This is a genomic window from Paenibacillus piri, from assembly GCF_004354045.1.
In the GTDB taxonomy this organism is placed as follows: domain Bacteria; phylum Bacillota; class Bacilli; order Paenibacillales; family NBRC-103111; genus Paenibacillus_S; species Paenibacillus_S piri.
On the sequence record NZ_SMRT01000042.1, the window covers coordinates 1 to 15,261 of the forward strand.

Annotated in this window: 12 protein-coding genes; 9 read left to right on the forward strand and 3 right to left on the reverse strand. The window is 53.8% G+C overall.

Features of this window, described 5'->3' with window-relative positions; all coding sequences use genetic code 11:
• The first annotated feature begins 304 nt into the window (after positions 1 to 304).
• The 9 genes from E1757_RS35250 (at position 305) to E1757_RS35290 (ending at position 13,092) form a co-directional block, all read left to right on the forward strand.
• Positions 305 to 1,339, forward strand: a complete 1,035-nt coding sequence (locus E1757_RS35250) for an NAD(P)-dependent oxidoreductase (protein ID WP_133237109.1) — start codon at positions 305 to 307, stop codon at positions 1,337 to 1,339.
• Between the two features lie 125 nt (positions 1,340 to 1,464).
• A complete protein-coding gene (locus E1757_RS35255; RefSeq protein ID WP_165972435.1) occupies positions 1,465 to 3,369 on the forward strand; it encodes a sensor histidine kinase in 1,905 nt (634 codons plus the stop codon).
• Positions 3,354 to 4,409: a response regulator transcription factor gene (locus E1757_RS35260; protein ID WP_165972436.1), complete on the forward strand. Its 1,056-nt coding sequence runs from the start codon at positions 3,354 to 3,356 to the stop codon at positions 4,407 to 4,409. Before E1757_RS35255 ends, E1757_RS35260 begins: the two co-directional genes overlap by 16 nt.
• A gap of 355 nt (positions 4,410 to 4,764) precedes the next feature.
• Positions 4,765 to 5,718, forward strand: a complete 954-nt coding sequence (locus tag E1757_RS35265; protein WP_246079736.1) for an ABC transporter permease — start codon at positions 4,765 to 4,767, stop codon at positions 5,716 to 5,718.
• Positions 5,719 to 5,740: 22 nt separating this feature from the next.
• Positions 5,741 to 6,610: a carbohydrate ABC transporter permease gene (locus tag E1757_RS35270; protein WP_246079737.1), complete on the forward strand. Its 870-nt coding sequence runs from the start codon at positions 5,741 to 5,743 to the stop codon at positions 6,608 to 6,610.
• Between the two features lie 40 nt (positions 6,611 to 6,650).
• Positions 6,651 to 8,207 carry an extracellular solute-binding protein gene (locus E1757_RS35275; protein ID WP_133237112.1) on the forward strand — a complete coding sequence of 519 codons (1,557 nt, stop codon included), beginning with the start codon at positions 6,651 to 6,653 and terminating at the stop codon, positions 8,205 to 8,207.
• Between the two features lie 237 nt (positions 8,208 to 8,444).
• Entirely contained in the window at positions 8,445 to 11,192 is a 2,748-nt protein-coding gene (locus tag E1757_RS35280) for an MGH1-like glycoside hydrolase domain-containing protein (protein ID WP_165972437.1), read from the forward strand.
• Positions 11,193 to 11,543: 351 nt separating this feature from the next.
• On the forward strand, positions 11,544 to 12,065 hold the full coding sequence (locus tag E1757_RS35285; protein WP_133237114.1) for a TetR/AcrR family transcriptional regulator: 522 nt from the start codon (positions 11,544 to 11,546) through the stop codon (positions 12,063 to 12,065).
• Between the two features lie 58 nt (positions 12,066 to 12,123).
• Positions 12,124 to 13,092 (forward strand): NAD-dependent epimerase/dehydratase family protein, encoded by a 969-nt coding sequence (locus E1757_RS35290; RefSeq protein WP_133237115.1) that lies wholly within the window; start codon positions 12,124 to 12,126, stop codon positions 13,090 to 13,092.
• 102 nt (positions 13,093 to 13,194) lie between these two features.
• On the opposite strand, the gene E1757_RS35295 is transcribed toward E1757_RS35290, so the two are convergent.
• The 3 genes from E1757_RS35295 to E1757_RS36325 form a co-directional block, all read right to left on the reverse strand.
• Positions 13,195 to 14,040, reverse strand: a complete 846-nt coding sequence (locus E1757_RS35295; protein WP_133237116.1) for a carbohydrate ABC transporter permease — start codon at positions 14,038 to 14,040, stop codon at positions 13,195 to 13,197.
• A 15-nt stretch (positions 14,041 to 14,055) separates the two neighbouring features.
• Positions 14,056 to 14,955, reverse strand: coding sequence for a carbohydrate ABC transporter permease (locus tag E1757_RS35300; RefSeq protein ID WP_133237117.1), 900 nt, complete (start codon positions 14,953 to 14,955; stop codon positions 14,056 to 14,058).
• 84 nt (positions 14,956 to 15,039) lie between these two features.
• The coding region (locus E1757_RS36325) for a hypothetical protein (protein WP_220446560.1) at positions 15,040 to 15,261 on the reverse strand (222 nt) is incomplete at its 5' end.

Genomic DNA, 15,261 nt, shown 5'->3' on the forward strand with positions numbered 1-15,261 from the left:
CCCGAAGCTGCTATCTTCGGGCATGGGTTGCCGGAGGGAACAGCCAGCGGGTAAGAAGTGCCGCACGAGTGCCAGGGAAACAGACTTATGAAGTAGTTGAACTACAGGAGGAAAAAGAATTTCCCCGAATGACCCTAAGATTCATTGTCTGGAAGCATCACGAAAAGTCCAGTCCCAATTTAAGATTTTCATTTATTTTTCAAAGATCAAATTGGAAATTTTGAAGGCGGCCGCCAGTACCCTAGGGTACTGGAAATTAGCCCAACAACAACCTTCAAGAAATACTATACGAGGAGGAAACAAAATGAGCAGTCTTATCGTAGTGAACTCTCAATTCGATCGCGTATGGCCTTGGTCAGCGGATCATTTGCATACGTTATGGAAGGGCCAGGGTCCGGTACAATTTGTTCGGCTTCAGCCGGGGGATACCCGCAGCATCGTCGAGCTCGTCGCACAACCGGAAAGCGTCACGCGACTCGTTACTTTAGCCGTTCCGGTGAGCGAGGAAGAGCTGCGCGCATTCAGCGGCTTGAAGGAGGCGGTAATAGGAACGAATGCGTACAGCGCTGCCTGCCCGGCTGAGCTGAGGAGTTATCTGGAGCATGCGCAGGTTAACGTCTACAGCCATCCGACGGAAGGCTTCTGGGGACAATCCGTATCGGAGTTCGGGCTGGCAATGACGCTGTGCGGCTTGAGGCGAATCCCGCAAACCCATCGTGAAATGATCGCGAGTCCGCAGGTGTGGGAATACGAACCGCCCGGCGGCATCGGGCAGCCGGGATTGCGGGGCCATCAATTCGGAGACAACCCGAATTTTACGAATGGTACGGTTCAAGGCAAACGGATCCGAATCGTCGGAGCCGGCAATATCGCCAGCCGGTATGCAAGCTTTGTCCGGATGCTCGGTGCCGATGTTGCGGCTTGGGACCCGTTCGCAAGCGAGCCGAGCTTTCATCGCGCAGGCTCGCGGCGGGAGCTGCATTTGGAGCGGCTTGTGGAGGATGCGGAAATATTCGTCCCGATGGTGCCGTTGACCGAAACTACCAAAGGGCTCATCCATTCGAAGCTGATCCGGTCGCTTCCTGCCGGCTGTCTTGTCGTACTCGTAACAAGAGCAGGAATTTGCGATATGGAAGCTTTGCGCGAACGGGTGTTGAACGACGAGCTGAGTCTTGCGGCGGATGTGTTCGACGTCGAGCCGCTGCCGTTGGACGACCCGCTGCTGGGGCGGCATAATGTCGTTCATACTCCGCATAATGCAGGCCGAACGATCCAGGCCAATCATGCATGGGCGGAGAAGCTGCATGAGCAGTTTTTGCCCGTACCTGTTTATTCCTGAAATTATATAATCGGCAAGGCAGCCCGCACAAGGGCTGTCTTTTTTCTTGCCTGACTATTCCCTCTTTCCGCAATTCATGCTAATTTAGAGAGTACAATTCAGTTCAAAAAATGGCGGGTGGGGATATGGTTTTTAAGAAAGCGCTATCAATCAAAACGAAGCTCGTACTGCTCATTTTGTTCTTTTTATGCGTTCCGCTTCTGTTATTCGGCACACTTTGGTACGGAAAGGCATCGCAGAGCATCGAAAAAAACGCAATCGATTACAGCGAGCAGCTGATGGGGCAGATCAATTCCCAGTTGGACGGCTATTTCTCCGATCTCGACCGGCTGACATATCCGCTGCTGACGCACCCGCAAATTCAATCGTTTATGAAGCTGAGCCCGGAGGATCAATACGGCCGGTTTCTGGTGAACAAAAAAATGTCCGAAGAGCTGTTTCCGAACATTACGTTCGGGCGCCCCGATATTTACGGATTATCCATCGTTTCCAAAAACGGCATCGCTACCGCCAGCTACAGCTCGATCGCCGGCAGGGAAAGCTATGAGCAGTACAAGGACGCTCTGCTGGGCGAGCGCAACTACCGGGTGGTCGGCATCGAGTATTTGGAGACGACCCCGGTGCTGACGATTGCCCGCAAATTTCTGGACACGGTGTCCTACCAGTCCAACGGCCTGCTCATCGTCTATCTCAGGCTCAATGAAATCATCAAAATTTGCGAAAAAATCAAGCTCGGTGAAACCGGCTACGTCTGGGTCATGAACGAGGAGGGGAATATTGTGTACCACCCCGACCGGCAAAAATGGGGAAGCTACGCAATGACTCCCGAGCTCAACCGCAGGCTGGCGGCAAGCCAAAGCGGCCACTTTGTGGAAAATGCCCAGGATGATAACCGGCTTATTATTTACGAGAAATCCGAAAAGACGGGCTGGACGCTCATCTCCGAAGTATCGCTGCAGGAATTGAACAAAGGCATGATCGGTCTTCGGAACATTACCGTATGGATCGGGCTGCTGCTAGTCAGTCTTGCGCTGCTGCTGACCGGGGGATTTTCGCTTTATTTGACGCAATCGCTGCTCCATTTGCAGCGGTTGATGCGGCGGGCCGAAGACGGGGATTTGAGCGTCAAAGCGCCTGAGCGGAGAAATGACGAGCTGGGCGCCTTAAACCGGGGCTTTAACCGGATGGTCGGCGAAATCGGCCGTCTGCTCGATGAGGTGCAGACGTCCCGGATGAAGGAGCAGGAGATGGCGATCCGCCAGCGCGAATCCGCGCTTCAGGCGATGCAGTCCCAGATTAATCCGCATTTTCTTTACAATACGCTTGAAATTATTAATTCGTACGCGATTATCGAAGACGTGAAGCCAATTAGCCGGATGGCGACTTCGCTCGCCGATATTTTCCGCTACAGCATCGGCCATCCGGGCCAGGCGGTGACACTCCTGGAGGAAATCCGGTATATCCGGACGTATTTGGGCATTCAGCAGGAGCGGTTCCAGGCATTGCAGGTTGAGGTGGACGTCGATGAATCGCTGCTGCCGCAAATACAGGCGGTCCGGCTCATGATTCAGCCGATCGTCGAGAATGCGTTCAAGCACGGCTACCAGTCGTATAAACAAAAACCGAGCTATATCGGCATTTCCGGATACGTGGAGGGCGGGGATTACATACTGCGTATCGAAGACAGAGGCCAAGGGATGGACCGCGGGCTGATGGAGCGCTACAACGCCGCATTTGCTGCAGGCGGGGCCGGCAGCAATGGCGGTATAAGCCGCAACGGCCTCGCTGGCAGTGCCGGCAGCACCGGCCGTGTTGGCGGTGCCGGTTGGCCGTCCGACATCGGCGTCAGCGGCAGCTTCGATACGATCGGCCTGTGGAATGTGCATCAGCGCATCAGAATCAGCTTCGGGCCGCCTTACGGATTATGGATCGTGAAGTCCGATACAAAGGGGACCATCGTCGAAATGCGGCTCAAATGGTCCGCCTGGCATATGGAAGGGGAGGAGAAGCCATCATGTACAGCGCTTTAATTGTCGATGATGAAGTGATGATCAAGCGAAGCCTGACGAAGCTGATCAACGGAAGCGGGCACGGGTTTCGGGTGTGCGGCGAGGCGGAGGACGGGAGCGAGGCGTTGTCGCTCTGGGAGCGGCTAAGGCCGGACCTCATCATTACGGATATCAGCATGCCGGTTATGGATGGGCTGGAGCTGATCGGACATATCCGCTCCCGGGAGCGGGAGACGGAAATTATTATTTTATCCGGCTATGACGATTTCGGCTATGCTCAACAGGCGATGCGTTACGGGATTATGGACTATGTGCTGAAGCCGGTCCGGCAAGAGCAACTGGAGGAGCTGTTGGCGAAATCGGCGGACCGGCTGAACCGCAAGGGGAGAAGCCGGCTGGAACGGGGGCAAATTTTGCGGGAATGCCGGGAGACCGCCGCCTTGCTCGCTGATCATTTGTGGACGGTCAGCGAACCGGAAGCTTTGCGGTTGCTGACCGGCTACACCCGGCAGCTGCTGCACCGCGGATTGCACCTGTCGCAATGCACCGAGCGGCTGGAAGATGCGCTTGTGCTGGCGGAAGCGGAGCTTGTCGCGCAAAGCGGCGGAAAATTGCAGGAGCTTCCGAAGCCTTTATTAACGCCGACAGCTGCGTCTGCGGATGAGCTGCTGCTTCGGGTCGGGAGCATTATCGCAGTCTATTCCGGACAAATTCGCGGTATGCGCAACTGGGGGCAGTTTCAAGGCATTCAAAAGGCCGTACAATTTATCGAGAGCCGCTACACGAATGAACATTTGTCGCTCTCCCAGGCGGCGAACGAAGCCGGGATGTCGGATTCTTATTTCAGCAGATGCTTCAAGGAGGAGCTGGGCTTAAGCTTCATCGATTATTTGATCAAGCTGCGCATGGAGAAGGCCAAGGAGCTGCTGAAGGAAGCCGACAGTAAAACCTACGAGGTCGCGTTTGCCGTAGGCTACAGCGACTACCCGCATTTTTCCAAATCGTTCAAAAAATATTGCGGTCTATCGCCCAACGATTACAAAAAAAGATTCGCCCAATAAGCTGCGCCAGCCAGCTTTGATGGCAGCTGCCGCCGCCATTCCGCTGCAAAGCTTGCGAGGATGTACGTTTGCAAAAAGGAGACGATAGCGATCGACCCGGAACTTTGGTCCGTAAGAAACGGATACCCTTTGCTTGACTGGACGAACGTGCGCCCGGAGTTGAAAGTAGTATAAGATTTTATACTTTGCTTCGCACAACCTTGACAAACGCGCTCGTTCTCAATGGACGGCGAAGCCGTATCCTTGCGGGCGGCTTTTTCTTTTGGTCAAAAAAGCACAACAAACTGCAGCAAAACACATGGAAGCCGACAATGATAGCGATTACAATAGTCATTATTGAGGGAGGAGATACACAATGGAGCTTAAAAGGACGGCAACGAATCCCACAGTCTCCGCTCCGGCTGCAGCCAAACGGACGCCTTATTTGTTGAAGCATTGGCAAATTTATACGATGGTGCTTCCGGGTCTTATTTATTTTGTTTTATTCAAATATATTCCGCTTACCGGCATAGTCATCGCGTTCCAGGATTACAACGTGTTCAACGGAATATTCGGCAGCAAGCTCGTCGGGCTGAAACATTTTTACAACCTGTTTACGTATCCCGAATTTCTACGCGTGTTGAAAAATACGCTGCTGATCAGCATTTATCAGATCGTATTGGGCTTCCCCGCCCCGATCGCACTGGCGATGCTGATGAACGAGGTTCGTAAACTGCTGTTCAAACGTACGGTGCAAACCGTCCTCTATCTTCCGCATTTCCTGTCATGGGTTATCGTCGGCGGGCTTGTTATCAACTTCCTGTCTCCGAGCTCGGGCATGGCGAACGATTTTTTGAGATGGCTGGGCAAGGAGCCGGTATTTTTTATGCAGGAGCCAAGCTATTTCAGGTCGATCGTCGTCATTTCGGGCATATGGAAGGAGGTGGGCTGGGGAACGATCATTTACTTGGCCGCCTTGGCGGGCATTAACCCCGAGCTCTACGAAGCGGCTGAAGTGGACGGGGCGGGCAAGCTGAAGCAGGCTTTCAGCATAACGCTGCCTTCGCTGCTTCCGACGATTATGGTGCTGCTGCTGCTTCGGGTCGGCAATGTGCTCGACCTCGGCTTTGAGCAAATCTACATGCTGTTGAATCCGCTTGTAACGGACACCGGTGAAATTATCGACACGTACATTTACCGGATCGGACTGTTGGGCGGACAGTACAGCTACACGACGGCTATCGGCTTGTTCAAATCGGTCGTCGGGGTTATATTGGTCGTCGGCGCAAACCAGCTGAGCAAGAAAACGACCGGGGAATCGATCTATTGACGGCAGAAGGGAGGATGTCCGATTGATTAAGGAAAGTGCTTCGCGGCGTGCTTTTATTTATGGCAATTACTTGTTTCTTACGATGACCAGCCTGGCCATGCTGCTTCCGTTTTTACATATATTTGCAGGCTCTTTGAGCAGCGGCAGCGCCATTTCCAAGGGGATGGTCAGCATTGTGCCGGTTGAATGGACGCTGATCAATTACGAAGCCGTTTTACAAAATGCGGCGATCTGGAAGTCGTTCGGCGTAACGGTCGTCTTGACGGTCGGGGGAACCTTGTTCAACCTGCTGTTTACTTCCTTGATGGCATACGGCTTGTCCAAAAATGAGCTGAAGGGCCGTTCCGTCATCTTGATGCTGATCGTGTTTACGATGATTTTTCAAGTGCCTCTGATCCCGGGTTATTTGCTGGTCAAGGCTTTGGGCATGCTGAACTCGCTATGGGCGCTCATTATTCCCGGGACGATAAGCGCTTTCAATCTGATTATTATGATTTCCTTTTTCCGGGGAATACCGGAAGGGCTTGTAGAGGCGGCACGGATCGACGGCTGCGGCGAATACCGTACCTGGTGGAGCATCGTGCTTCCGCTGTCGCTTCCGTCGCTGAGCACTATCGGACTTTTTTATGCAGTCGGCCATTGGAACGGGTATTTCAATGCGATTATGTTCATTCGCGATCCCGGCTTGTTTCCGCTTCAGGTCAAGCTTCGCCAGCTGCTCGTTGACAGCGATGCGGAAGCGTTGATGCAGAGCGTGAACGTGACGCTGCAGTCGATGGAAGGCATCAAGATGGCTACCATTATGGTCGCCACCATCCCAATCTTGTTGGTGTACCCGCTGATCCAGAAACATTTTATAAAAGGCGCCATGCTTGGATCGGTCAAAGGTTAATCCATAGTTTCTCATTTCAAGTATAAAGGAGAAGGGTCATATGAGAAAAAAAATTACATTGCTAGCTTTATCGGCGGCTTTGGCTGCAGGAGCTCTGGCAGGCTGCTCATCGGAGAAGGGGGCCCAGGGGCAGGCGGACGCCAATGCCAAGGGCGATGCAAAACCGGCCAAGCTGAAGGTCGGCATCGGCACGGAGGGACTTCAATACATCGAGGGCTCTCCGAACATTAACGAAGACAAATACACGAAGAAGCTGCGCGATATTTCCAAAACGGACGTGACGCTGGAATTGATCCCGCATCGCGAGTTCGATCAGAAGCTGACGCTGCTGTTTGCCGGGGGCGAGCTGCCCGACCTGCTGCAAACGCATGGCATCAATAAGCCTGAGGTCGCTCCCGCCATCGATACGGGCGTGTTGATCCCGCTGAACGATTTGATCGACAAATACGGCCCCAACTTGAAAAAGCAAATACCGAAGGAAGCGTGGGATTTCGCTTCCGTCAGCAAGGACGGCAAAATTTACGGCGTGCCGAACGTGAACGCAACGCCGAACGGAAACGTCATGATGGTCCGCAAGGATTGGCTGGATAAGCTCGGACTCAAGTCGCCTAAAACGGTGGACGAATACATCGATATGTTGAAAGCGTTTAAAGACAAAGACCCGAACGGAAACGGGAAGGCGGACGAAATACCGTATTCCGGACGGGAGAAGCTGGCGTTTACCGAAGCGTTCTTCGGCGCTTACGACGTGCTTCCCCCCGATTGGAAATTCGAGAACGGGCAGCTCATTCCGAACATCATCCGGCCGAATATGAAGGAAGCGTTGTCTGTCTACCGCAAGCTGTATGAGCAAAAGCTGCTGGACAATGAGGTGTTCGTGCAAAAGGCGAAAGACTGGGATGCGAAAATTAAAGCGCAGGGCGTCGTCGGCCTATGGACGCATTCTCCGAGAATGGCAGATAAATGGTCGGCCGAAGTGAAGACAGGTACGCCGACATCGCAGATTGAAGTCATCCCGTCACCGGTAGGACCTGACGGCAAAGGCGGCTTCGGCATTGGCTCGACCGTTGGCGGTAATGTATGGGTCATCCCGAAAACGACGAAAAATCCTGAAAACGCGATTAAATTTTTGGATTGGTTTTATTCGGACGAAGCCCAGAAATTCCTCACCTACGGCATCGAAGGCGACGATTACACGCTGGATGGCGGTAAAATCAAATACAAATATCCGGAGAAGCAGGACGATATTTACCGCGAAGAAATGCATCTGACATGGCTGCGGATGGTGGGACCTTCCTACTTGAGCGATGCGGAATTTATGAAAAACCGCCCTTCCGGCGACCTGGTCATGAAGGCGATGGACGTGGCTGCCAAAGAGGGACGTAAAAACGACGGCCTGGGCATGCCTGCGCTGCCGACGCTGCAGGCGCGTCCGGAGCTGGGCAGAGACGGTCTCTGGCTGGAGCTTGCGGCGAAAATTATTACCGGCAAGGAGTCGCCGGACGCGTTCGATAAATTCGTCGACGATTGGAAGAAACGCGGCGGCGATCAAGTGATCAAGGAAGCGACGGACTGGTACAAAAGCACGCATAAATAACGGAGCTGGAGGAGACTGTCAGTGGGGAAAAGGGCTTGAAAAATGGCTTCGACAGTTTCCAGGAGCGGGGCATTGCTTAGGCAATGCCTTGTTCTTTATAATATCAGAAATTATATGTTTTCAGCGGAGCTGAATATTTCTGATATTGCAAGAAAAGCTACATCAAAAACACGAATGTATCTTCATCGAAAGGACTTCGATCAGAAGCTTTTCTTATCGAAAGGAGTGTTGAGCGCGATGGAACATTTGAGAGGAACGCATGATTTGCCGCAGCTCCCTGCATGGGGGCCCTATACGAAAAAATATATCGGCATTTCGCATATCGCCGATGCGGCTAGAGGGCTGCGCTTCGATCTGAGCGTATTTCCCGGCTTTTACCGGAGGAAGGTCGACGTGCCGAATACGATGTGGGAGTCGGGCTATCATCCGTGGGAAGCGTCGCCCGATTTAAGCTGGTTTACGCACCGGCATGAGCTGGAGTGGAAAGACCGCGTCTATACGGACATTTCCTATGCGGAAATGCCCGGAGCCGGCGACGCGAGGCTGCTCCGCTGCGAGCTTGTGAACAAGACGGAGGCGGAGCAGAACGTCGTGCTGCATGCGATGGCTTCGCTGCACTTTCCCCAGGCAGGCGGGCATGGGGAGCGGCTTGAGACGGTTCGGCCGGAGCTGCCGGCCGGGGCGATATGGACGGACGCGCTCGACTACGCGTCCTTGTCGTTCGGGACGCCGCGTCCGAACGATAATCTGGTGTACGACGGTTTTTTCCGCGGCGAGCGGAGAGGCCATGGACTCGTGAACGGCTCCGCGCTTTGTTTCGGCGGGGAAGCCGGCGACCGGGCTTCCTACACAATCGAGCTTGCCGAACCGATGGAGCAAGCGGCGCTGCTGCTTCGCTGCAGGCTGCAAGAGGGGCAGCGGCTGCGGCTGCAATTGACCGGAGCCGTCGAGAGCGCTGTCGAGCTTGCCGGAACCGGCGGCATGTCCGATACGCTCATATCCATAGGCGCGCTGCGGGCCGGGCGGTATGAGCTTGTTTTGACGGCGGCAGAGGCTGTTGTCTCCGGGGAAGCCGGCGATAGCGGCTCCGCCGCAAGCCCGGCTTATGCCGAGCTTGACGGCTTTGCAATTGCAGAGTATGATGCGGCGGATCGGGTGCGGTTTGTCCCGGAACCGGCCGACGCTCATCCGCAAATAAGCGAGGGACCGGTTCCGAACAGCATACTGCTGAAATATGAAGGAATCAGCCACTATTACGGCCTGCTGTGGGCTTTTGACGATTATGAGGTACGGGAATTCCATTGCGATGAGCTGGACCGCTTTTTACGCCACAATGTGCATCATCATACCAGCTCGGTGTTTAAAGGCTCGGGGGAAGGTCATTTTACGAATGTGTATTTGCGGCCGATCCCGCTTGCTCCATGCGCAAGCAAGCTTATTCACGGCATGGTGTGCAGCGGAACGAGGCAAGACGTGGAACGGCAGCTTGCTTCGTTCCAGCCTGATGCGGATCAGTGCGAGGCGATCTTCTCCGGCGTTAAGCGGAAATCGGAAGCGCGCGCGGGGGCGGTCAACCCGTCGGGCGAGCCGTTCCGGTTCGGCCAACGGCTGATGGAGGCGACACTGTCCACCAATGTCGTGTATCCGGTCTACACCAAGCGGTCCTATATTCGCCATAACACGCCGGGACGCTGGTGGGACTGCTTGTATACGTGGGATTCGGGCTTTATCGGAATCGGATTGGCCGAGCTCGATATCGAACGGGCCGTGGAATGCTTGAACGCCTACGTGACGGAACCGGGGGACCCGCATGCCGCCTTTATTCATCACGGCAGCATGGTGCCCGTCCAGCATTATTTATTTCTCGAAATTTGGAATAAAACGCAGTCCAGGCAGCTGCTCGAGCATTTTTATCCGAGGCTTAGGCAATATTATCAATTTTTTGCAGGCAAGCTGGGGAGCTCGACGACAAGGACGCTTTCCTCGGGGATGCTGAAGACATGGGATTATTTTTATAATTCCGGCGGATGGGACGATTATTCCCCTCAAGTCGAAGTTCACCGCAGCTCGTTGGCGGGTATAGCGGCTCCGGCGTCCAACACATCCCATGCCATCCGCATTGCGAAAATATTGAACATGGCGGCGACGGCGATCGGCGGGCTGGAGGAAGATACGGCGGAATACGAGTGGGATATCGCGTTATTCGCGAAGGCGCTGCAGGAACATGCATGGGATGAGGAGAGCGGTTATTACGGCTATGTGCTGCATGATGCCGAGGGCCGTCCGGAGCGGCTGCTGCGTCATGAAAGCGGACAAAATTACAATATGGGGCTGGACGGCGCTTACCCGCTGGTGGCCGGAATATGCACGCCGGAGCAGGAAAACCGGCTGGTCGGGCATTTGACCGACAGCAGCCGGCTGTGGAGTACGATCGGCTTGACAGCCGTTGACCAGAGCGCCGCCTACTACAAAAAGGAAGGGTATTGGAACGGTGCCGTATGGATGCCGCATCAATGGTTTTACTGGAAAATGCTGCTCAGCCTCGGGTACGGCGAGCCTGCCCGGCGGATCGCCAACACGGCGTTGGAGCTGTGGCGGCACGAAACCGGCGAAACCTATAATTGCTATGAGCATTTTATCGTACAATCCGGCAGAGGGGCGGGCTGGCATCATTTTGGCGGCTTGTCGGCACCTGTGCTGAACTGGTTCGCCGCCTATCACCGGCCGGGTACCGTCACAGGCGGCTTCGACGTTTGGCTGGAGAAGGTTCAATTTAACGGGGATCGTACCGGGCTTGATCTCGATCTGCGCTATTTCGGGAGCGCGGACCGCATACATACGCTGCTCGTGTGCATGCAGGAGGGGCGCACATACCGAGCGACCTGGAACGGGCAGCCCGCGGAGGCGTCGCTTGTCGGCGGCGGCACGCTGGACATTCGGCTGCCCGGCGATTCCGCGGGGACGTTGACCGTACGTCCGGTGTGACGGCCGGGCTGCGGCAGGGAGGGGGGCGTCGACTCGGACTCCCCGGGAAGGAAGAGGCTGGCCGGCCAGTGTAACGGCCGGCCCAGCTCCTTCGCTGCCAATGCCGCTCGATTGGAAACTGCGGCGTAACGGACATCGGTACCGTTATTCGCCGGGATTGCATGGTTGTTACATTTTAACAGACATGAGACGCTCTATTTGACTGGCCGGCCGCTCATTGGCCTCATGTTCGGAGATTAACGTTTCCATTAGACAAAGGTTGCAATTTGCGTGCGGATGTTATAAGATGGTATCAATTAGTGATTGGTCAATCAATAATAAATGTATGCGGAAAGGAAGAATGTTCAAGCTATGCCTAAAGGAACTGTATCTTCTGCAAACCGTCGTACCGACATCATATCTGCCGCCATAGAAGTATTTGCGGAGATCGGCTATTATCGGGCGACCACTGCACAAGTAGCGGAGCGCGCGGCTATTTCGCAGCCATACGTATATCGATTTTTTACGAAGGAGTCTTTGCTGGTGGAAACGCTGGAGGTATCGTGGCAGCGAATTTTGCATGCGTTTCAACGGGTGATCGACTCGTCGTCGCCGGATCAATTGGAGCTGGGCTTCATCCGGGCATACGAGGAAATTATGACCTCGCACCGCAGCGAAATTTTGCTTCAAATGCAGGCGCAGACGATTCAGGATGCGCCCATTCGGAACGCCATGCGCCATGGAATGAGTCAGGTTCAGCAGCTGGTGCGGGATGCGTTCGAGCAAGCCGGAATTGCCGATGCGGCTGCGAGAACATCGGATTTTTTGGCAAGAGGAATGCTGTGCAACGTAGCAATGGCGATGGAAATGCCGGAATTGATGAAAAAGAGATAAAAAATTTTTTTGAAGAAATGTGATTGGTCAATCAATAACTATAAGGGAGATGGATTTTATGAAAAAGGCAATTGTATTGGGAGCGACGGGCGGAGTAGGGAATCCCCTAACGGCGGAATTGGTCAAAAGGGGGATCGAAACGGTGGCATTTGGCCGATCGGCAGGCAAGTTGGAAAGCCTGGCGCAGCAGCTTGGACATCCGTCGACGCTGCGGCTGGAGACGGGAGACGCATTCAATCCGGAACAAATCGTGAAGGCTGCCGGCGAGGCGGATGTCATCTTCCACAGCGCGAATATCCCATATCATGAAATGGAGGCGCGGCTGCTGCCGCTCGGCGAAGCTGTAATGGAAGCGGCCGAGCGGTTGGGCGCGAAGGCTGTCATCGTGGACGGTATTTATCCGTACGGCAGAAGAACGACGGATAAGGCGACCGAGGACCATCCGAAGCAGCCCCATACCCGCAAGGGAAAAGTGCGGCTGGCCTATGAGGAGCTGGTCTTCAGCCCGCGCTGGCGCAGGGCGGAACCGCTCATTGTACGTCTGCCGGACTATTACGGCCCCTCCGCGCAAGCTTCTTACCTCTCCGTAACGATGGAGGCGATCGCGGCCGGCAAGCCGACTGCCTTTATCGGGAACATGACCATCCCGCGCGAGTACGTTTACCTGCCTGACGCGGCTCGCATGATTGTGGAAATTGCCATGCGGGACGATGCCTACAGACAAAACTGGCATATCCCCGGTCCCGGCGTTATTTCGGGTCGTGAAATTGTACGTATCGCGCAGCAGGCAAGCGGCAAACGCAAACCGGTCATTCCGCTTGGGCGTACCGGGATCTCGCTCATCGGGCTGTTCAATCCGGTAATGAAAGAAGTCGTAGAGATGCTCTATTTGACGGAAGAGCCTTTTATACTGAGCGGCGAGAAGGCTGAGCGCCTTATCGGTCCGATCGCATGGACGCCGCATGAGCAGGCGATTGCGGAAACAATACGCGGGCTGATGCGGCACGAACGCGCAACTTTGCAATGACGTCGTCGTATTGTATACTTGTGCCATTGATTCGCGCGGCAAACCCTGACCTGGCGGCCAGGGATATTTCATTTTTGTGGCGGATTGCCTCGATTTTTCGCGTTATTTTACCGACCCGCTGGTGAGTCCGCTAATAAAGAACCGCTGCAAGAAAACGAACAGGACGATCATCGGAATAAAGCTTATGACAGCGCCGGCCGTCAAAAGCCCCCATTCCGTTCCATAAATGCCGAGCGCCATGTTGGTCAGTCCGACGTTAAGCGTACGCATCCGATCCCCGGACGTAAACACAAGTGCCACAATGTAGTCATTCCATGTGGTATACGCGCTGTAAATGGCGACGGTCGTCAGGCCCGGCCATACCATCGGCGTCATGATGCGAATGAAAATGCCGAACTCGCCCGCGCCGTCGATTTGCGCCGATTCGCGCAGCGCGTCCGGGATGGCGTCAAATGAGTTGATCATGATATACACAGCCACAGGCAGATGGAACGTGACGTATATAATGATTAAAGCCAGGCGGGTATTCAACAGACCGAAATCCTGCATAATCGAGTGCAGCGGAATGAGCAGCGATTGGAACGGCACCATCATCGTCGAAAGAATCAGCACGAGCAGAAGCTTTCTGCACGGCACTTTCAGTTTGGACAGGCCGTAAGCCGCCATGGTGCTCACCAGCACATTGACAAGAACGGTGGATGCGGTGAGCAGCACGCTGTTGGAAAAGTAGGTGACAAATATATTCTCGCCGGTTTTCCAAATCGCTTTGTAATGGTCGAAGGTGAACGACTTGGGAATCCATTGGGGAGGCAGTGCGACAATGTCGCCGGACGGCTTCAACGAGGTGCTCACGGCCCAAACCAGGGGAGCGAGAAAGAAACCCGCCAACAAGAAGTTCACCAAGTACCATGCTTTGTTTCTGAGCAGAGTTTCCGTAATTCCTTTCATGTGTTCGCCCCCTTTTTAATTTCTGGAAAGAACCTTCACTTGAATCGCGCTGAGCAATAGAAGAATCAGCAGCAAGACGATCGTCATCGCAGATCCGTAACCGAACTTGTAATATTTGAACGATGTATCGTAGATCAAATTGACTATCGTGGTTGTCGAGTTGGACGGCCCTCCCTGGGTCATGATAACGAATTGTTCGAAAGCGAGCGCGGAACCGATCACCGACACCACCAGAGCCAATACGATGGCCGGTTTTAATATAGGAAGTGTAATATAGAGAATCGTTTTCCAGCGGTTAGCTCCGTCGATTTTGGACGCTTCGTAAATATCGGACGGGATCGACTGCAGCGCGGACAGCAAAATAATCATCGTAAAACCGGCTACTTTCCAGGTGACCATGAACGTAATCGCCGGCAACGAGGTTCCCGCTTCGGCCATCCATACGACAGGCTTGTCGATCAGATGAAGCTCCATAAGATAATAATTGACTAGGCCGTACACATCGTTGTAAGCCCATAACCAGACAAGGCTGCAGGAAACCATCGAAATGATGACCGGCAAAAAGTAAACGGAGCGAAAAAAGGTAATGAGCGGCAATCGGGCATTCACTAACAAAGCAAGCGCCAAACCAAGCAAAAAAAGCGGTGGTGTTACGATGAGAATATATAGAAAAGTGAAACGCAGCGCCTTCCAAAAAGCTGCATCCTGAAACAATTGCCTGTAATTTTCCAGCCCGGTAAACATCTTATCCCCAAGCATGGGAACATCATAGAAGGATAGGATCAGCGACTGGACGAGCGGATAAATATAAAAGATCAAGTTCAACAGCAGCGCGGGCAGCACGAACACGATGGAAATCCATTGCAGTTTGGTACCGATGAAAACTCTTTTGGTTCCGGCCACGCGTGATTTCATACTCCGTTCTTCCTCCTCGTATAGTATTTCTTGAAGGTTGTTGTTGGGCTAATTTCCAGTACCCTAGGGTACTGGCGGCCGCCTTCAAAATTTCCAATTTGATCTTTGAAAAATAAATGAAAATCTTAAATTGGGACTGGACTTTTCGTGATGCTTCCAGACAATGAATCTTAGGGTCATTCGGGGAAATTCTTTTTCCTCCTGTAGTTCAACTACTTCATAAGTCTGTTTCCCTGGCACTCGTGCGGCACTTCTTACCCGCTGGCTGTTCCCTCCGGCAACCCATGCCCGAAGATAGCAGCTTCG